Source organism: Hamadaea sp. NPDC050747, from assembly GCF_040654195.1.
Lineage (GTDB): Bacteria > Actinomycetota > Actinomycetes > Mycobacteriales > Micromonosporaceae > Hamadaea.
In genome coordinates this window covers 256627-274140 of the sequence record NZ_JBFAHM010000002.1, presented here as the reverse complement: position 1 = coordinate 274140, position 17514 = coordinate 256627, and the positions used below count along the sequence as shown (strand labels likewise).

Here is a 17514-nt window from a genome sequence, read left to right as displayed (position 1 = left end):
GCGTCTGAAGGGGTGGAGGGAGGTCGCATGGACGACGGGCGCGAACGGTTCGCCGAGTTCGCGCGGGTGCGTACGCCCGCGTTGATTCGGGCGGCGTACCTGCTCACGGGGGATCAGCATGCCGCTGAAGACCTCGTGCAGTCGGCACTGACCAAGGCGTACGCGCACTGGCGCCGGATCCGGCACGAGGATCCCGAGGGCTATGTGCGTACGGCGATGTATCGCGAGCAGGTCAGCTGGTGGCGACGCCGGTCCCGGCAGCGGCAGGTCGCCCCGACCTGGGCGTTGCCGGAGCGGCAGGCCGATCCGGCCGACCACGCCGGGCTGCGGCTGGCGATGCGGCAGGCGCTGCTGAAGCTGCCGCAGGCCCAGCGCGCGGTCATCGTCCTGCGGTACTACGAGGACCTCTCGGAGACGCAGGTCGCCGAGATCCTGGGCTGCTCGGTCGGGACCGTCCGCAGCCGGGCGAACCGTGCTGTCCATCGGCTGCGTGCGACGCTGCCGGCGTTCGAGCCGCTCCAGGAGGTGCGGGTATGAACCAGTTCGACGACTTCCTCCGGTCCACCCTGTCCGAGCTCGCCGAGGAGGCAGTCCCAGTGAACCTCACCCAACGGGCCGTGGTCGCGGCCCGGCGCAAGCGCGTCACCACCCTCACGATCGCGGGGGTCGCGGTCGCCACGATTCTCATCGGTACGCCGATAGCCGTGGCCGCCGCCGGTGGTGGGCCGACGCCCGCCGCGCCGTCGCCTTCGCCGTCGGCGCCCGCGCCGTCACCGTCGGGCCCCGCGCCGTCGCCGTCCTCGCCGGTGCCCTCGCCGTCCGCGTCGGGCCCAGCGAATGTGCCGTCGCCGTCCAGCCCGGCCGGGGCGCCGAAGCCTTCCCGGTCGCAGCCGTCGAACTTCCCGAGCCCGTCCCCGACGAGTGTGCGGCCGTCGCCGTCGAGCTGAACCCTCGGTGTGACGTTGCGCAGGTATCGCACGCCGGGATACCTGCGCGACGTCGCAGTCGTCAGGGGCAGATGTCCACGCCCAGCGTCCCCGTCGTCACCCGTTTGCGGAACGTCTGCGCATCCTGAGCGGTCAGGTCGAAGCCGAGCACCCGTCCGGTGACGGAGCCGCCGGTGACCTGCATCCCGTCCGGATCGCCGGCCAGCCCGCCGACGGTACGCACCGCCGCCGCCCGCCCGTCGCGATTCGCCGCCGCGGTGCCCTCGTCGGCGAACGTCATTCCGGCGTACGCCACGGTCGGTGACGTCACCGCGGTGAGCTGCGCCTGCGGGGCGGTGAACGTGCCGCTGAACAGGGTGCGTACCGCCTGGAGCTGGGCTGGAGTGGCACGGCCCTTGCTGATCAGACGGTCGAGCGCCTGGCACGCGGCCGACCCGACCGACACCGCGGCCGTCCGCACGTGGCGGGAGGCGACGGCGGCCAGGAGCGGGGTCAGCGCTTCGGCGCGGCTGAGCGGGCGAGGCGCGCCGGCGAGGACCGCGCGGACCGCCGCCGGGTCAGGGGCCGCGACGAGCAGCCCGCGCTTGGTGTCGACGCCCATCGCGCGAGCCGAAATCGTCCACATGCGAGTTGGGTCGATGGTTCCCGTGTAGACGGCCCCGTCGGCGCGATAGCCGGCCTCGGTCAGCCTGTCCGGCAGACCGGCGAGTGCGCCGTCGCCGTAGTGCAGGATGGTCATCGAACTCTTACCGGGCTGCCACACGTCCAGCTCCCAGTCCGCGTCGGCGGACCGGATGCCCAGATCGCGCTGCAGCGCGTCGTCGACGTCGAGCAGCTGTCCCGCGAAGACTCCTGATTTCTGGTCTCCCACGGCAGCCCAGTCGGTGAACATGGCCTGTGCGTCGGCCAGCTCCGGGACGACTTCCAGCGCGGCGGCCAGCGTCGAGCCGGGGTCGCCGCCCGCCGGTGGCGAGCCAGGGGAACACGCGCTGACCGCGAGCACGACGGCGACGAAGACGAGGCGAACTCCAGACACCCTGGGACCCTAATGGATGGGATACTTCCGCGGTGGAGCCGCTGAAAGCTGATCAAGACGACTGAGGACAGGTGGGCGCCATGGCGATCTATCCGGATCTGGCGGGCAAGACGGTCGTGGTCACCGGCGGCTCGCGCGGCATCGGCGCGGAGACCGCCCGGGCGTTCGCGGAACAGGGTGCCCGGGTCACGGTGATCGGCCGTGACCAGGCCGCGCTCGACGAGGTCGCGTCCACATTGCCCGGTGGGCTCGCGGTCCGCGCGGACGTCACGGACTTCGCCCAGATCGATCAGGCGATGGTACGCATTGAGCAGGAGCTGGGTCCGGTGGACGTGCTCGCGGCGTTCGCGGGTGGGCAGGGTGCTCCGGCGCCGAGCTGGCAGCTGGACCCGGCCCGGTGGCGTGAGGTGCTCGACTCCGACCTGACCTCGGCGTTCCTGACGATCCGGGCGTTCCTGCCCGGCATGGTCGATCGGGGCCGGGGTGCGATCGTCACGATGTCCTCGGCCGCGGGACGGCAGCCGAGCCGGGCCAACGTCGCGTACGCCGCGGCGAACGCCGGCGTGGTGATGCTGACCCGGCAGCTCGCCGACGAGGTCGGCCCGCACGGCGTACGGGTGAACTGCATCGCGCCGTCGTCGATCCGCACCGAACGGGTCGAGCGCCTGATGCCGCCGGAGATGGCCGACCGGATCGCCGAGGCGCATCCGTTGCGCCGCATGGGTACGCCCGGCGACGTGGCCGCCGCCGCGGTGTTCCTGGCCTCGGACGTGTCCGGCTGGATCACCGGAGTGACCGTCGACGTCGCGGGCGGCAAGATCACCAACTGATGTTTGCCTTCTCGGGGCTGGATCAGGGTTTCCGGTCGAATCTTGGACCGTGATTCGACCGGAAACCCTGGTCCGGTGCCCACTGTCAGGCCGCCAACTCCGTACGCGTCCAGCGTGGCGAGTCCGTGCCGACCGGGTGCGTCGGCCCGACCAGCTCGGTGCGTACCTGGACTTTCCGGTCGGCGCTGGTGCCGACCCACAGGTCGACCGCGCCGGGTTCGACCACTCGCCGGTAGGACCGGTCGGTGAAGGCCAGCCGGGTCGTCGGCACGACGAACCGGATCGTCTTCGACTGCCCCGGCCGCAGGTGTACGCGCTGGTAGCCGAGCAGCTGCGCGACCGGCCGGGTGACCGAGCCCATCAGGTCGCGGCCGTACAGCTGCACCACGTCGTCGCCGGGGATGGATCCGGTGTTCGTGACGCGGACGACGACCGGCAGGTAGCCGTCGGTGGGCACCTGTTCCGGCGCGCTCAGCTCGTCGTACGCGTACGTCGTGTACGACAGGCCGAATCCGAACGGAGCGGCCGGGGTCGACGACAGGTTGGTGACCTCGTCGCCCTCGCCCAACGCCACGTGCAGGTACGAGTAGGGCTGCGCGCCGGCCGAGCGGGGGACGCTGACCGGCAGCCGGCCGGACGGGTTGACGGTTCCGGCCAGGACACCCGCGACCGCGGCGGCGCCTTCCTCGCCCGGGAAGAACGCCTGGACGACCGCGGCGCACCGCTGCATCGCCCAGTCCACGGCGTACGGACGGCCGGTGAGCAGCACCAGGACCGTCGGCGTGCCGGTGGCGAGCACCGCCTCGACGAGGTCCCGCTGGACGCCGGGCAGTTCCAGATCGTCCCGGTCGCAGCCCTCGCCGACCGTGCCGCGCCCGAACAGTCCGGCGTGGTCGCCCATGACCAGGACCGCCACGTCGGCGCTGGTGGCCGCGGCGACCGCCGCCTCGAAGCCCGACCGATCGTCGTCGTCCACCGCACACGCCGGGGTGTACGTCACCTGGGCGAACTCGTCGCGCAGCGCGTCGAGCACGGTCGGCGCCTCGATGCCCGGATCGGTCCCGGGATGCTGCGGCAGCACGTGGTTGACGAACGAGTAGCAGCCGAACAACGCACCCATCCGATCGGCGTTCGGCCCCATGACGGCGAGCCGGCGGCCGGCCGGCAGCGGCAGCGTACCGTCGTTGTGCAGCAGCACCACCGATTCCTCGGCGAGCTTGCGGGCCAGCGCGCGATGCCGGGGAGAGTCGAGGTCCACACCGGTCGGCGGCTCCTCCTCGAACTTCGCGTCGAGCAGACCCAGCTCCAGCTTCTCGGCCAGCACCCGCAACACCGCCCGGTCGATGTACGCCTCGTCGATCCGCCCGGCGCGCACCGCTTCGGCCAGCGGCGCGGCGTACGCGTCCCCGGTGGGCAGCTCGACGTCGATGCCTGCGGTCAAGGCCTGGACGGCGGCGTCACCGAGGTCACCGGCGATGTGGTGCAGCAGCTGCAGGAACGCCACGCCGAAGTAGTCGGAGACGAGGGTTCCGTCGAAGCCCCACTGCTCGCGCAGCGTACCGGTGAGCAGGGTGGGGTCGGCGGCGACCGGGATGCCGTCGATCTCGGCGTACGAGTGCATGACCGAGCGGGCGTTGCCGTCCAGGATGGCCATCTCGAACGGCGGGAGCAGCACGTCGGCGACCTCGCGGGGACCGGCGTGGACGGGGGCGAAGTTGCGCCCGGCGCGGGAGTTGGAGTAGCCGACGAAGTGCTTGAGCGTGGCGTGCACGCCCTGCTCCTGCAGTCCCTGGACGTAGGAGGTGCCGATGGTGCCGACGAGGTAGGGGTCCTCGGCGATGCACTCGTCGACGCGTCCCCAGCGAGGGTCGCGGATCACGTCGAGCACGGGCGCCAAGCCCTGGTGGACGCCGAGCGCCCGCATCGACTCGCCGATGGCCCCGGCGACCTCGCGTACGAGGCCGGGGTTGAAGGAGGCGCCCCACGCCAGCGGAGTGGGGAAGGTGGCCGCCTTCCAGACCGACAACCCGGTCAGGCACTCCTCGTGGACGATCGCGGGGATGCCGAGGCGGGTGTTGGTGACCAGCCCGCGCTGGAATTCCCAGAGCCACCGCGCCCGTTCGTCGGCGTCGACCGGCTTGGTCCCGTACGCCCGGGTGAGGTGGCCGAGCCCGTGCCGGGTGAACGTGTCCAGGGTGGGCGGTTCACCGAAGTCGCCCTGTAGCGGTGCGACCGCGTCGCCGTCTTCCTTCTCCCAGAAGCCGACGATCTGGGCCAGCTTCTCCTCCAGGGTCATCTGGGCGAGCAGGGCCAGGAGGCGTTGCCGCGATTGCGGGCCGGTGCCGGCCAAGGCCGAGACCTCGGTCATGGTGTGCTCCTTCTTACCTTGTGGCGCAGGAACCGGGTGGTGCGGGAACGGTGCGGCACTAGCCCTTCACCGCGCCCTGGAGCCCGCCGACGATGTGCCGTTCGGCGAGGCTGAAGAAGAGCAGCGCCGGCATCATCGCCAGCGACGTGAACGCGAGAATCCCGGCGGTGTCCTGGCTGTGCTCGGCCGAGAAGTTCTGTACGCCCAACGGGAGGGTGTGCAGCCCTTCGTTCTGCAGGACGAGCAGGGGCAGCAGGAAGGCGTTCCAGCTGGCCACGAAGGCGAGGACGGCGACGGTGACGAGCGCGGGCTTGGACAGCGGCAGCAGGATCCGCCAGAAGAAGCCGAGCCGGTCGGCGCCGTCGATCGAGGCGGCGTCTTCGAGTTCGGCGGGGAACGCGGCCAGGAACGGGCGCAGGATCACGATCGTGATCGGCAGCTGGAAGGCCACTTGGGGGATGATCACGCCGAGATAGCTGTTGGCCAGGTCGAGGTCGCGCAGCAGCAGGTAGAGCGGCAGGATCCCGGCCGCCGCCGGGAACAGCAGCCCGATGGTGAAGTAGGTGTACAGGGCCTCCCGCCCGCGGAACCGGTACCGCGAGAGGACGAAGGCCGCGCACACCCCCAGGACGACCACGCCGAGGGTGGTTCCGGCGGCGATGAGGGTGCTGTTGAGCACCTCCGACCAGAACTTCGACTGCGTGATGACGTTGGAGTACGTGTGCCAGACCCAGGGGTCGGGCAGCCCGGCGGGATCGGCGGCCAGTTGGCCCGTGGTGCGGAAACCGCCGAGGATCACGTAGATCACCGGCGCGAACGACACCGCGGCGACCGCCAGGGCCAGCGCGTACGTGAGCGGGTTGGCCCACGAGAACGGCCGTCGCTGCCGGGGATGCGGCAGGGTGGTCGTGACCATGGCGGTCACCCCTTCCGGGTGGTCAGGGCGCCCTCGATGTCGCGCCGGAGCACGAACCGCTGGAACACCACGGCGGCGACGAACGAGATGACGAACAGGATCACCGCCACGGCGTTGCCGTAGCCCCATTCGCGCTGGTTGAAGCCGTGATCCACCATGTAGGTGGCCATGGTGTTGGAGGCGCCGAGGGAACGGACCGCCGGGGACGACGCGACCCAGATGACGTCGAAGACCTGCAGCGACCCGATGATCGACAGGAACATCCAGATGCGGATCGTCGAGCCCAGCATCGGCAGGGTCACGTGCCGCTGGGTCTGCCACCAGCTCGCTCCGTCGATCGCCGCCGCCTCGGTCAGCTCCGGCGGGACGTTCGCCAGCCCGGCCAGGAACAGGATGAGGGCGAATCCGGTGTACTTCCAGGTCAGGATGAACAGCATCGTCCAGATGACGACGGACGGATCGGCCAGCCATCCGGTGACGAGGTCGCCGAGGCCGACGCTCTTCAGGATCGAGTCCGCGGTGCCGTCGCGGAGCAGGATCAGCTGCCACATGATGCCGACGGTGACCTCGGACAGCACGTAGGGCACGAAGACGAGCAGCCGGAAGACCGACCGCCCGCGGAAGTTCCGGTTGAGCAGCAACGCGATGCCCAGCGCCAGCGGTCCCTGGATCACCAGCGACCCGACGAGGATGATCGCGTTGTTACGCAACGCGTCCAGGAAGATCGGATCCTTGAACGCCCCGTACTCGCCGAAGTAGTTGTCGAGCCCCTTGAACTCGGTCGGCCAGCCGTACCCGCTCCAGCGGTAGAGGCTGTAGTAGACGGCGAACGCCATCGGTGCCAGCACGAACACCGTGAAGACGATCACCGCCGGCCCGGTGAGACCGATGATCTCGTACCACTTGCGGCGGGTCCGGGCAGCGCGGCTGTTCCCATTGGGACGGGGCCTCGCCGGCCGCGCGTCAGCGCGACCGGCGAGAACCGTCGAACCGGTGGTGGTCACCGGGCTGTGGCCTTCTTCAACGCTTCGACGACACCCTGAGGCTCGCCCTTGCCGGCGAAGATGGCGACGATCGCGTCGTTCATCGCGGTGCCGGCCTTCGCGCCGAATCCCGTGTCGAGCCAGAGCTGTACGCCCTCAGCCGACTGCGTGGCCTGCGCGATGGTCTGCATCACCGGGTCGGCCAGGCCGCTCTCGGCGCCCTTCACGGTCGGGATGCCCGAGCCGGTCGCCGCGAAGCCCTTCTGGACGTCCAGGCTCACGATGTACTTCAGGAACTCGACGCACTCCGCCGGGGCCTTCTTCGAGCAGGAGAAGCCGTCGCCGCCGCCCATCATGGTCTTCTGGCTGCCGCCCGCGCCGGCGATCGACGGGAACGGGAACCAGCCGAGGAACTTGGGCTCCTTCTGGTCCGGCGTGAGGGTCTGCATGGTGCCGCCGTTCCAGTGGCCCATCAGCTCCATCGCCGCCTTGCCGTTGGCGAGCAGACCGGCCGAGCTGGTCGCGCCGACCTGGCCGGAGGTCGCGAGGAAGTCCTTCTGGAACGGCGTGGTCGCCAGGAAGGTCTTGAGGTCCTCGCCGGCCTTGACGAAGCACGGGTCGTCGAACTTGCCGTCGGAGGACGCGGCCGCCAACGCGGTCGCGGGGCACTCGCGTACGGCCAGGTTGTACCACCAGTGCGCGGCCGGCCACTTGTCACCGGCGCCGACGGCGATCGGCGTGATGTTGGCGGCCTTGAGCTTGGTCACGGCCGCGTTGAGCTCGTCCATGCTGGTGGGCGGAGCCGAGATGCCGGCCTTGGCGAAGAGGTCCTTGTTGTACCAGAAGCCCTCGATGCCGAAGGAGAACGGCAGGCCGTACTGCTTGCCGTCGACCGACCAGATCTTCGTCGCCGCGCCGATGTTGCCGACCTCGGTCTTGGTCTCGGCGGTGATGTCCTTCAGGTAGTCGGACTTCACCTGCTCGACCATCTCTCCGCCGCCCCACGCCTGGAAGACGTCCGGCGGGCTGCTGCTCAGCATCGCCGCCGGGATGCGGTTGCGCTGCAGTTCGTTGGTCTCGATCGCCGTGATCTTGATCGTCACCGTGGGGTGGAGCTTGTGGAAGTCGTCGGCCACCTTCTGCCAGTACGTCTGGAGGGGGCCGGCCTGGTTCGCGTTGTGCCACCAGTTCAGGACCACGGGGTTCTTGTACAGCTCACCGCCGCCGGAGGGGGACTCGTCGTCGGCGCTAGAACACCCGCTAGCAGCCAGGCCCACCGTCGCGACCAGCGCGAAGATGACGCCTGAGCGGCGCTTGGTTCTCATGGGATCTCCCTAAAGGTCGTCCTGAGGCGCTCATGTGGGCAAGAGTTTTACAGTCTCGTAACGGACTGTCAATCGATGTCGATAACGTTTTCTCAACGGGCGCGGCCAACTATGATCCCCTCGTGGAGATCCGCCAGCGCGTGAAGATGTCGGACGTCGCCCGAACGGCAGGCGTCTCGGTGGCTACCGTCTCGAAAGTCGTCAACGGACGCTGGGGCGTCTCGCAGTCGACCGTCGACCGGGTGCAGCAGGTCATCGAGACGCTGGGCTACGAGGCGAGCCTGGGTGCGCAAAGCCTGCGTAGCCACCGCACCCATGTCCTGGGCATCCTCGTGGCGGAGTTCGAGCCGTTCTCCACCGAGCTGCTCAAGGGCGCGTCGGCCGCCGCCGACCAGACCGACTACGAGCTGCTCGCGTACGCGGCGGGCACCCGCGGCTCGAAGGTCGGCTGGGAACGGCGATCGCTCGCCCGGCTGTCCGGGACCCTCATCGACGGGGCCATCCTGGTGACCCCCACGGTCCTCGAAGCCAAGCAGGGCGTCCACGTCGTCGCCATCGACCCGCACACCGGACCGTCCGGCATGCCGACGATCGACTCCGACAACTTCGCCGGTGCCCAGCTGGCCACCAACTACCTGCTCGAACTCGGCCATCGCCGGATCGGTTTCATCGGCGGCCGGCCTGATCTGGAGTCGGCTCGCCTCCGCGAGGTCGGCTTCCGGGAGGCGATGGCCGCCGCCGGGGTGACTGTGGACGAAACACTCGTCCGCGTCGGCGGCTACCGGACCGAGACCGCCGAAGGTCCGGCCCGGGAGCTGCTCAGCCAGGCGAACCGGCCGACCGCGGTGTTCGCCGCCAACGACCTGTCGGCGATCGCGACCGTGCACGCGGCCAACAGCCTCGGTCTGTCCGTCCCGGACGACCTGTCGGTCATCGGGTTCGACAACGTGCCCGAATCCGCGATGGCGTCACCGCCGCTGACCACCATCAAGCAGCCGCTCCAGCAGATGGGGGCGGAGGCGCTGCGCCTGCTGGTGGATCTGATCGCGGGCGTCGAGCGCGACATCCACGTCCGGCTGCCCACCGAACTCGTCGTGCGGGCGAGCTGCCGGCCGTTGCGCTGAGAAGCGGGGATCCGGGCGAACTCCCACCTCACGCCCCGGCTCGTGGTACGCAGGCAGAAAGAGCCGAGGAGGACCCGATGCCCGGATGGACCACCGAAGAGCTGAGCCGGATCGACCGCACCGACGAATTGGAGCTGGCCTCACAGCGCCGCGATGGAACGCTGGGTGACCCGGTGACGATGTGGGTCGTGCGGGACGGCGACGACCTCTACGTGCGCTCGATGCACGGGCGCGGCGGCACCTGGTTCCGGCGTACGCGGACTCGCGAAGCCGGTCACATCCACGCCGGCGGCGTCGACAAGGACGTGGCGTTCGTCGTCGACCCCGACGAGAAGCTCAACGACCGCATCGACAACGCGTACAAGTCGAAGTATGGCCGGTATGGCGCGAACATCGTGGGAAGCGTGGTGAATCCCGGCGCGCGGGAGGCGACCATCCGCCTGGTCCCTACGGCCTGAGCGCGTCCAGCCAGCGCTTCAGCCGCGCGCCTTCGCGTGTCATGACCTCCGGGTCCCGCAACGCGTTCGCCATCACGCTCATGCCTTGGTACGCCGAGACGAGAGTGAGCGCGTGGCCGGCCGCGTCGGGTACGCGCGCCCTGGCGAACTGGGTCTCGCACCAGTCCAGGAGCAGCCGCATGACCCGGCCGGCTTCGGCGTCGAGGTCGCCTTCGTCGCGCTTGTCGATCTCGGTCGCCAGTGATCCAGTGGGGCAGCCGTAGCGGGCGGCGACGTCGCGCTGGCCGACCCAGGCGTCGATGAGCCCGTGGAGGCGATCGATGGGATCGTCCTGCTTCTCCAAGGCGTCGGTCAGCTCCGCGAGCGACTGCGCCTGCTCGGCGAGCGCGGCGTGGACCAGGTCGTCCTTGGTCTTGAAGTAGTAGTAGACGTTGCCGACCGGCACGTCCGCGGCGCGTGCGATGTCGGCGATCGTCGTGCGTTCGACGCCGCGCTGGTGCAGCACCTGCGCGGCGGCGGCGGACAAGCGGCGGCGCTTAGCAGAAGATCGCGCCTGCGGCATTTCTGAGTTAGCCATCTCACTTATCGTATCCCGCTCCGGGCGAGCGTTGGTAGCGTCCTCGACAAGTGAGTCAGCCAACTAACTTAGGAGAACCGAAATGATCGTCATCACCGGGGCCACCGGCAACGTCGGCCGCACGCTCGTCTACCTGGTCGCCGCGACGGGCCGGGCCGTCACCGCAGTCTCACGCGGCATCCAGCCGGACTCCTTCGAAGGCGTCCGCACCGTCGCCGCCGACCTGGCCGAGCCAGCCAGCCTGCGACCCGCCCTCGAAGGCGCAGACACGCTCTTCCTGCTGGTCGCGGGGGAGGACCCGGACGGCATCGTCGCCGAGGCTCGGGCGGCGGGCGTACGCCGCATCGTGCTCCTCTCGTCGCAGGGCGCGGGCACCCGGCCGGCCTCCTACGCGCACGCGGTCGCCTTCGAGAACGCGGTCACCGGGTCCGGACTCGACTGGACCGTCCTGCGGTCGGGCGGGCTCGCCTCCAACGCGTACGCCTGGGTGCAGCCGATCAAGACGGCCCGTGTGGCGCCGGCCCCCTTCGGTGACGTGGGCCTGCCCTTCATCGACCCGGACGACGTCGCCGCCACCGCCGCGGCCGTGCTCACCTCAGACGGCCACAAAGGACAGTTCTACGTCCTGACCGGACCGGCGCTCACCACACCGCGTGAGCGGGCGGCCGCCATCGAGGCCGCGCTCGGTGAACCGGTCCGATTCGTCGAGCAGACCCGCGACGAGGCGTACGCCCAGATGACGCAGTTCATGCCCGCGCCCGTGGCCGAGGGCACGCTCGCCATCCTCGGTACGCCGACCGCCGAGGAGCAGCAGATCAGCCCGGACGTCGAGCGCCTCCTCGGCCGGCCCGGTACGCCGTTCGCCGACTGGGCGCGCCGCAACGCCCCGGCGTTCCGCTGATATCGGTTGCCCGACGGTCTTCCGGAGGCCTACCTTCCGTTCTCGTGGAGGAGGCCTTCGGAAGACTCGTCAACGTGATCGACGTCGAGGCGACGTGCTGGGCCGACCGGCCGCCGGCCGGTGAGTCGAGCGAGATCATCGAGATCGGCGTCTGCGTCGTGGACACCGCCGACTGGCGACGCGTCGAGCGCCGCCGCATCCTCGTCCGTCCGCGCCGCTCGCGGGTCAGCCCGTTCTGCACCGAGCTGACGGGGCTCACCCAATCCGATGTCGACGGCGGCCTGGACTTCCCGGCGGCGTGCGCCCTCATCAGCTCCGACCTGCGTGGGCGTTTCCGGACTTGGGCCAGCTGGGGCGAGTACGACCGCCGCCAGTTCGAACGGCAATGCGGCTCGGGAGCGGCGTACCCGTTCGGCAGCCGCCACATCAACGTCAAGCAGCACTTCGCGGACGCTTTCGGCCTCCGCCGGGGAATCGGGATGAGCCAAGCGCTCGCCCACACCGGCCTGCCGCTGGAAGGACGCCACCACCGTGGCGACGACGACGCCTGGAACATCGGCGCGCTCGTCATCGAGCTGGCCCGCCTCGGCCACCCCATCACCGCTCCCGTCACCGAGACCGAACCGGACGCACTGTGAGCGGGCCAGGGCTCGGGGTGGTGACCGCGATCGAGCCCACCGCCGCCGCTCTGCGGATCGCCGAGGCGACCGACGGCTGGGTGGACGTCGACGGAGACATCGCCCGGCCCTACGGCCGAGCGCCCATCATCGGGCTGGACGACTACTTCAACCAGCACGGCCGCTGCGTCTTCGTCGACGGCGGTTACTTCCTCGACCCGGCGGCGATGGCGGCCTGGCTGCGCCACCCGGACTTCTCTGTCGTCAAGTGACGTGCGAGCCACCGCCTTCGGTCCACCGCTCCGCCAAGTGGCCTTGCGCTACAGCACCAGCGGCAGTCCCGCCTCGTTGTCGCGCAGTTTGGCCTCCGCCACCGCATGCCGCCAGTGTCCGACTTCGAGCAGATACACGCCCCGCCCAGCCGGAATGTTGTCGATGATGAACTCTTGACGGCATGTACCGTCGACATTCACCGGGTCGCGCGTGATCTTGCCGGCTGCGAGTTCGGCGCCGTCGGTGCTGACGATCTTGACCGGCGTGCCGATCGGCAGCCGCTCAGCGCGGACTCCTTCGCATTCGGTGGTGAGAGTCCAGCCGCCGCCGGTGAACGTCACGGCCGGCGCGGCCGCTGCGCCGTCCGCGCGATCGGAGCCACGGGCGACCCAGCCGACCAGCCCGGCCACCGCCGCGACCGCGACGAACGCGTTCGTCATCGCGATGATCTTCCAGCGCCGGAGCGCGTCCGGTCCCTCCCCCGCCATCATGCGCGGCACGATATCCGGCGACGTCGACCTCCGCCGGGAGACCGAGCTCGTTGAACTGGTGGGTTAGGCCGCCCGGGTCTCGGTCGTGGTCGCTTCGGATCGCGTGGCGCGTGGCGTCGTGCGAATGGCCGTCAGCTGGTCACCAGTGACCAGGGCCGCCTCGGCGTCGTCCAGGAAGGCCAGGTCTGCGCTGACATGCCGGGCGGCGGCGGCGAGGAGCAGGCGGACGACCGGGTCGCGGTCCGGATCGCGGCGCAGCGTCTCGAGGTTCCGCAGTTCGCGTAGCAGATGCCCGCGCTGGGTGGTCAAGACCGAGGCCACCAGGTCCCGGTCGCCGGAGCGGGCCGCCGCCATCATCTTCAGGAAGAAGTCGTCGCGGTAGCCGCTGGTGCGCGGGGTCGGCGCGGCCATCCATTCGTGCAGCTCCGCCGTCCCGGCGTCGGTAATGGTGTAGACGACCCGGTCCGGTTTGACGTCCTGCGCGACCCGGCTGGAGGTGACCTGGCCGTCCCGGGACAGCCGGTCGAGGACCTGGTACAGGTGGCCGATGTTGAGCGCTCCCCATTGTGGACCGACGGCGGCCTCGAAGGCGCTCTTCAGCTCATAGCCGTGGCTCGGCCCGCCGCGGAGCAGGGCCAGGACGGCGTGCTGGATCGGCATGGGGCGAGCGTACCGCAAAATCGGGCCTTGCATTGTGACAATGTATGACGGCACACTGGGCCGCGTGATCAGATTCATCGGGGCGCAACTGCGGCACCGGCTCGGCCGCAGCCTGGCTCTGTTCGCGGGGGTCCTCGTCGCCACCACCGGCTTCACCGTGCTGACCGGGAGCGTGACCACGTCGAGACTGCAGGTCAGCCAGACGGTGGACGAGAACTTCCGGGCGGCGTACGACATCCTTGTGCGGCCGCACGGCGAACGCACGACGCAGGAGGCCGAGCGCGGGCTGGTTCGCCCGAACTACCTGTCCGGACAGTACGGCGGCATCACGATGGCGCAATGGGAGCAGATCCGCCACCTCGACGGCGTCGACGTGGCCGCGCCGATCGCCTCCCTCGGCTACGCCAGCGTCGCGCGCTGGGATCAGTTCGACCTCACTAAGTACGTCGACCGCAGCAAGACGAGTCAACTGCTGCGGCTCAACTTGGCCTGGAGCAGCGACCGCGGCCTCACCCGCGCTCCGGACGCCCCCCACTACGTCTACATCACCAAGAACCGGCTCATCACCATGGACGCCGACGCGACCGCTCTGGATCGCTATGCCGACGGCTCGCCGTACGACGAGCAGTGTCCCGGACCGCTGGAGGTGCTACCGAACGGCCGGCGCGTGCCCATCTGCGGCACCACCGACGAGCTCAACGGCGGCAACGGTCTCGACGAGGGCAAGCGCAGCCGGTTCTCCGTGGTCCAGCTGCTCCGCGACGGCAGCTTCGCGCCCCGGGACGTCACCTTCGTCGGCGCCGCCCCGAAACACGGCGAACCCCGGCTGATCATCAGCGTCGGCTGGTGGGCGGTCGGCGGTGTGGCGGCCATCGATCCAGTGGAGGAGTCTCGGCTCGTCGGTCTCGACAAGGCGATCACCACCGGCCGCTACCTGACCGATTCGGACAAGCTCGCCGCCGCGACGACCGATCAGATGGCGAGCCTGCCCGTCCTGACCGCATCGAGTTCCGGTGACGACGAGAAGTTCGAGGTCGGGGTGGAACGGCTGCCCGGTGATGCCATCCGGCCCGGAGTCAAGCCCGCGGCGCAGCGCACCATCCTCCGCAGCGTCACCGGACCGCCACTCGCCGTGCTGACCCAGGTCGATGCGCTGCAGGATCCCCGATACCGCTCCGTGCAGGCGACGCTGAGCAGCTTTCTGCAAAGCGGCCCGGTTCACTACACGACGGGTCCGGACGGGGTGGTCCGGCCGACGGTCGTCCCGGGCAACCCGCTGGCCTGGCTGCCCAACGTGCAGATATCCGACGGAGCCGGGCCGCCGGTGTTCGCCTCCGACGTCGGTTTCCGGGAGGTCGAAATGCGGCAGTTCAGCCGGGGCGACCTGACCCAGGCGAACGTCGTGGGTGCCTTCGACGCCGCCCGGCTCACCGGCTTCGCAGCGGCCTCGGCCGTGCCGTTGCAGACCTATGAGACAGGCGAACTCACCTCGGCCGACCGGCGCACGCGCGATCTGCTCGGCGGACAACCCCTGCGGGCCAACAGCAACCCGGCGGGCTACCTTTCCCGGCCGCCACTCATTCTCACGACACTGGCCGCCTCCTCCGGGATCTTCGCCAGTGCGGGCACCGCATCCGCACCGATCTCGGCGGTACGCGTCCGGGTCGCGGGAATCCAGAAGTTCGACGCGTTCAGCCGCGAACGCGTACGCAGTATCGCCGAGCGGATCGCCCTCAGCACCGGACTCGACGTCGACATCACCCTCGGCTCGTCCCCGGCGCCCCAGACGATCGACCTGCCCGCGGGCGCGTTCGGCCGCCCGGAGCTGCGGCTGACCGAGAACTGGTCGCAGAAGGGCGCAGCGTTGGCGATCGTCTCAGCAATCGACCGCAAGAGCACCGTCCTGTTCGGACTGATCCTGGTCGTGTGCCTTCTCTTCGTCGGCAACGCGGCCATGGCGGCGGTTCGGGACCGGCGACCCCAGCTCGCCGTGCTGGCCTGCCTGGGCTGGCCGCGGCGGCGCATCGCCGGAGCCGTCCTCGGCGAGGTCGCCGTGATAGGCCTGCTCGCCGGCCTCGTCGCCGCAGCCGTGGCGATACCGCTCGCCGCTGCGCTGACGATCGAGATCAGCTGGCGGCACGCGGCCGTGGCGATCCCCGTCGCGACGGCGCTCGCCTTGCTGGCCGGACTGCTGCCCGCGCTGAGCGCCTCCCGGACGCATCCGGGTGTGGCTCTCGCACCGTCCGGAATGGCCGGGCGGCGTCGCCGGTGGACCCGGTCCCGCACCGTCTTCGGGCTAGCCACCCGCAATGCCCGGCGCCTGCGGGGGCGTACGGCGCTCGGCGTGATCGCCATGGCGCTCGGCATCGGCGCGCTGACCGTCATCGCCACGCTGGAGTGGGCGTTCCACGGCGAGGTCACGGGAAGCCTCCTCGGCCAGGTCGTCTCGGTCCGCGTACGCGGAGTCGACACACTCGCGGTCATCGCGACGGCTGTACTCGCCACGGCAGCCGTCGGAGACGTCCTCTATCTCAACGTCCGCGAACGGTCGCACGAGCTGGCCGCGTTGCGGGCCATGGGCTGGGGTGCCGGAGCCCTCGTCCGGCTCATCGCCTACGAAGGACTGCTGATCGGCCTCGGTGGCGTCGTGCTCGGCGTCACGGGCGGGCTGCTGGCCGTCGCCCGGTTCGTCGGCGCAGTCGAACCGTCCGTGCTGTATGCCACCGGTCTCGCCGCCCTGGCCGGCGTACTGTGCGCCGTCGTGGCCGCCACCGTCCCGGCGCTGTGGACGCCCAGCGCCTCGCTGTCCGTGACCCTTGCCGAGGAGTGAGCATGTCGTCAGATTCAGGTGCTCGGGTCGTCATGACCGGGGTCGTCAAACGATTCCGCGGCGGCGGCAGCGATGTCACGGCGGTTGACGGGCTGACACTGGAGATCGCCCCGGGCGCCATGGTCGCGGTCGCCGGTGCGAGCGGCTCCGGGAAGTCCACTCTGCTCCATCTCGTGGGGGCGATCGAGGCGCCCGACGAGGGGGCGATCGAAGTGGACGGGCTCGACCTCACCCGCCTGCGCCGCGCCCGCCTGGCGGAATACCGGCGTGGACTCGGGTTCGTCTTCCAGCGCTACCACCTGCTGCCCGCGTTGACCGCGCTCGACAATGTGATCGCGCCGGTGCTGCCGTACCGGGTCAGCTTCGACAAGACGGCGCGCGCCCGGGATCTCCTGGCTGCGGTCGGGCTGTCCGGGCGGGAAGGCGCACTGCCGTCGCAGCTGTCCGGTGGCCAGCAGCAGCGGGTGGCGATCGCCCGCGCCCTGATGGGCGAGCCGCGCCTGCTGATCGCCGACGAGCCCACCGGCAACCTGGACTCCGCGACCGGGGCCGAGATCCTCGACCTGCTCGCCGAGATCCGCCGGGACCGTGGGACGACGGTGCTCATCGCCACCCACGAGCAGCACATCGCGGCGGCTTGCGACCGCCTGCTACGCCTCCGCGACGGCCGGATCGTCGAGGACATCGACCTGACCGGAGGTGAGGAACCAGCCTCGACGCTCGCCCGAGTCGACGGGCTGCGCCTGTAGCGGGCACGTCCTGCGGGCGGGCACGCCGTCACGGGGGCGAGCGAACCCGCCCGCAGAACGCCACATGCCCGACGCTTCTCGCACCCGGTCACTACCCTGTGCCGGTGATCGAGGTTCCCTCCCAGCAAACCGCCCGAGACGCCTGGGCGGCATTGCCGGAACCCGTCCGCTGCGACGCGCGCCGACAGGCCGAGCGAGGAGCGGCAGCGACGGGTCCGGCGGTGGCCGCCGTCATCCCTTGGCCGGACGTCTTGCGCCTGTCGCTCGTGGGCCCATCGCCGGGCGGCGAGCGGGCCACGCCCGCGCTGGTCTGGACGCTGCGCGACCGGGCTGAGATCAGGCTGGAGCTCGGTGTGCTCGGCGTGCCGCCGGAGCAGATCGTGCTCGCCGCGCGAGCGTACAAGCTGGCGCGCTGACCCACGCGGGAGC

The 17514-nt window shown here is 70.4% G+C and carries 19 protein-coding genes; 11 read left to right on the top strand and 8 right to left on the bottom strand.

Annotated features, from left to right (window positions below; genetic code table 11):
• The first annotated feature begins 27 nt into the window (after positions 1-27).
• The gene (locus AB0H43_RS04650) at positions 28-537 is read left to right on the top strand and encodes a SigE family RNA polymerase sigma factor (RefSeq protein ID WP_359996469.1); all 510 of its coding nucleotides are present in this window, start codon (positions 28-30) and stop codon (positions 535-537) included.
• Positions 534-947, top strand: coding sequence for a hypothetical protein (locus AB0H43_RS04645; protein WP_359996466.1), 414 nt, complete (start codon positions 534-536; stop codon positions 945-947). The genes AB0H43_RS04650 and AB0H43_RS04645 overlap by 4 nt, the downstream gene beginning before the upstream one ends.
• A 61-nt stretch (positions 948-1008) precedes the next feature.
• On the opposite strand, the gene AB0H43_RS04640 is transcribed toward AB0H43_RS04645, so the two are convergent.
• Positions 1009-1983 (bottom strand): hypothetical protein, encoded by a 975-nt coding sequence (locus AB0H43_RS04640; protein ID WP_359996463.1) that lies wholly within the window; start codon positions 1981-1983, stop codon positions 1009-1011.
• An 80-nt stretch (positions 1984-2063) separates the two neighbouring features.
• On the opposite strand from AB0H43_RS04640, the gene AB0H43_RS04635 reads away from it, so the two are divergent.
• On the top strand, positions 2064-2813 hold the full coding sequence (locus AB0H43_RS04635; protein ID WP_359996460.1) for an SDR family NAD(P)-dependent oxidoreductase: 750 nt from the start codon (positions 2064-2066) through the stop codon (positions 2811-2813).
• A gap of 85 nt (positions 2814-2898) precedes the next feature.
• On the opposite strand, the gene AB0H43_RS04630 is transcribed toward AB0H43_RS04635, so the two are convergent.
• From AB0H43_RS04630 to AB0H43_RS04615, 4 genes are read right to left on the bottom strand one after another with little or no spacing between them, the layout of a single operon-like run.
• Positions 2899-5181 carry a glycoside hydrolase family 3 N-terminal domain-containing protein gene (locus AB0H43_RS04630; protein ID WP_359996457.1) on the bottom strand — a complete coding sequence of 761 codons (2283 nt, stop codon included), beginning with the start codon at positions 5179-5181 and terminating at the stop codon, positions 2899-2901.
• A gap of 58 nt (positions 5182-5239) precedes the next feature.
• The gene (locus AB0H43_RS04625) at positions 5240-6097 is read right to left on the bottom strand and encodes a carbohydrate ABC transporter permease (protein ID WP_359996455.1); all 858 of its coding nucleotides are present in this window, start codon (positions 6095-6097) and stop codon (positions 5240-5242) included.
• A gap of 5 nt (positions 6098-6102) precedes the next feature.
• Positions 6103-7101 carry a sugar ABC transporter permease gene (locus AB0H43_RS04620; protein WP_359996452.1) on the bottom strand — a complete coding sequence of 333 codons (999 nt, stop codon included), beginning with the start codon at positions 7099-7101 and terminating at the stop codon, positions 6103-6105.
• A complete protein-coding gene (locus tag AB0H43_RS04615; RefSeq protein ID WP_359996449.1) occupies positions 7098-8405 on the bottom strand; it encodes an extracellular solute-binding protein in 1308 nt (435 codons plus the stop codon). The genes AB0H43_RS04620 and AB0H43_RS04615 overlap by 4 nt, the downstream gene beginning before the upstream one ends.
• Positions 8406-8527: 122 nt before the next feature.
• On the opposite strand from AB0H43_RS04615, the gene AB0H43_RS04610 reads away from it, so the two are divergent.
• Complete coding sequence (locus AB0H43_RS04610; protein WP_359996446.1) at positions 8528-9529, top strand: LacI family DNA-binding transcriptional regulator; 1002 nt, start codon at positions 8528-8530, stop codon at positions 9527-9529.
• 77 nt (positions 9530-9606) lie between these two features.
• Positions 9607-9987 carry a DUF2255 family protein gene (locus tag AB0H43_RS04605; RefSeq protein WP_359996443.1) on the top strand — a complete coding sequence of 127 codons (381 nt, stop codon included), beginning with the start codon at positions 9607-9609 and terminating at the stop codon, positions 9985-9987.
• On the opposite strand, the gene AB0H43_RS04600 is transcribed toward AB0H43_RS04605, so the two are convergent.
• Entirely contained in the window at positions 9977-10564 is a 588-nt protein-coding gene (locus AB0H43_RS04600; RefSeq protein ID WP_359996440.1) for a TetR/AcrR family transcriptional regulator, read from the bottom strand. The genes AB0H43_RS04605 and AB0H43_RS04600 overlap by 11 nt on opposite strands.
• 82 nt (positions 10565-10646) lie before the next feature.
• Here AB0H43_RS04600 and AB0H43_RS04595 point away from each other — a divergent pair, with 82 nt between their 5' ends.
• Genes AB0H43_RS04595 through AB0H43_RS04585 form a run of 3 tightly spaced genes read left to right on the top strand, consistent with a single transcriptional unit; the run spans position 10647 to position 12354 of the window.
• Positions 10647-11465: an NAD(P)H-binding protein gene (locus AB0H43_RS04595; RefSeq protein WP_359996437.1), complete on the top strand. Its 819-nt coding sequence runs from the start codon at positions 10647-10649 to the stop codon at positions 11463-11465.
• A 44-nt stretch (positions 11466-11509) separates the two neighbouring features.
• The gene (locus AB0H43_RS04590) at positions 11510-12103 is read left to right on the top strand and encodes a 3'-5' exonuclease (RefSeq protein WP_359996430.1); all 594 of its coding nucleotides are present in this window, start codon (positions 11510-11512) and stop codon (positions 12101-12103) included.
• Complete coding sequence (locus AB0H43_RS04585) at positions 12100-12354, top strand: hypothetical protein (protein ID WP_359996427.1); 255 nt, start codon at positions 12100-12102, stop codon at positions 12352-12354. The genes AB0H43_RS04590 and AB0H43_RS04585 overlap by 4 nt, the downstream gene beginning before the upstream one ends.
• A 48-nt stretch (positions 12355-12402) precedes the next feature.
• Here AB0H43_RS04585 and AB0H43_RS04580 read toward each other — a convergent pair whose 3' ends face one another.
• Together AB0H43_RS04580 and AB0H43_RS04575 are read right to left on the bottom strand one after the other, a co-directional pair.
• The gene (locus AB0H43_RS04580; RefSeq protein WP_359996425.1) at positions 12403-12846 is read right to left on the bottom strand and encodes a hypothetical protein; all 444 of its coding nucleotides are present in this window, start codon (positions 12844-12846) and stop codon (positions 12403-12405) included.
• 63 nt (positions 12847-12909) lie between these two features.
• Positions 12910-13506, bottom strand: a complete 597-nt coding sequence (locus tag AB0H43_RS04575; RefSeq protein WP_359996422.1) for a PadR family transcriptional regulator — start codon at positions 13504-13506, stop codon at positions 12910-12912.
• Positions 13507-13570: 64 nt separating this feature from the next.
• Here AB0H43_RS04575 and AB0H43_RS04570 point away from each other — a divergent pair, with 64 nt between their 5' ends.
• The 3 genes from AB0H43_RS04570 to AB0H43_RS04560 all read left to right on the top strand — a co-directional run bounded on the left by AB0H43_RS04570 (position 13571) and on the right by AB0H43_RS04560 (position 17501).
• On the top strand, positions 13571-16336 hold the full coding sequence (locus AB0H43_RS04570) for an FtsX-like permease family protein (RefSeq protein WP_359996419.1): 2766 nt from the start codon (positions 13571-13573) through the stop codon (positions 16334-16336).
• Between the two features lie 32 nt (positions 16337-16368).
• Complete coding sequence (locus AB0H43_RS04565) at positions 16369-17085, top strand: ABC transporter ATP-binding protein (protein WP_359997410.1); 717 nt, start codon at positions 16369-16371, stop codon at positions 17083-17085.
• Positions 17086-17189: 104 nt separating this feature from the next.
• Positions 17190-17501, top strand: coding sequence for a hypothetical protein (locus AB0H43_RS04560; RefSeq protein ID WP_359996416.1), 312 nt, complete (start codon positions 17190-17192; stop codon positions 17499-17501).
• Positions 17502-17514 lie beyond the last annotated feature (13 nt).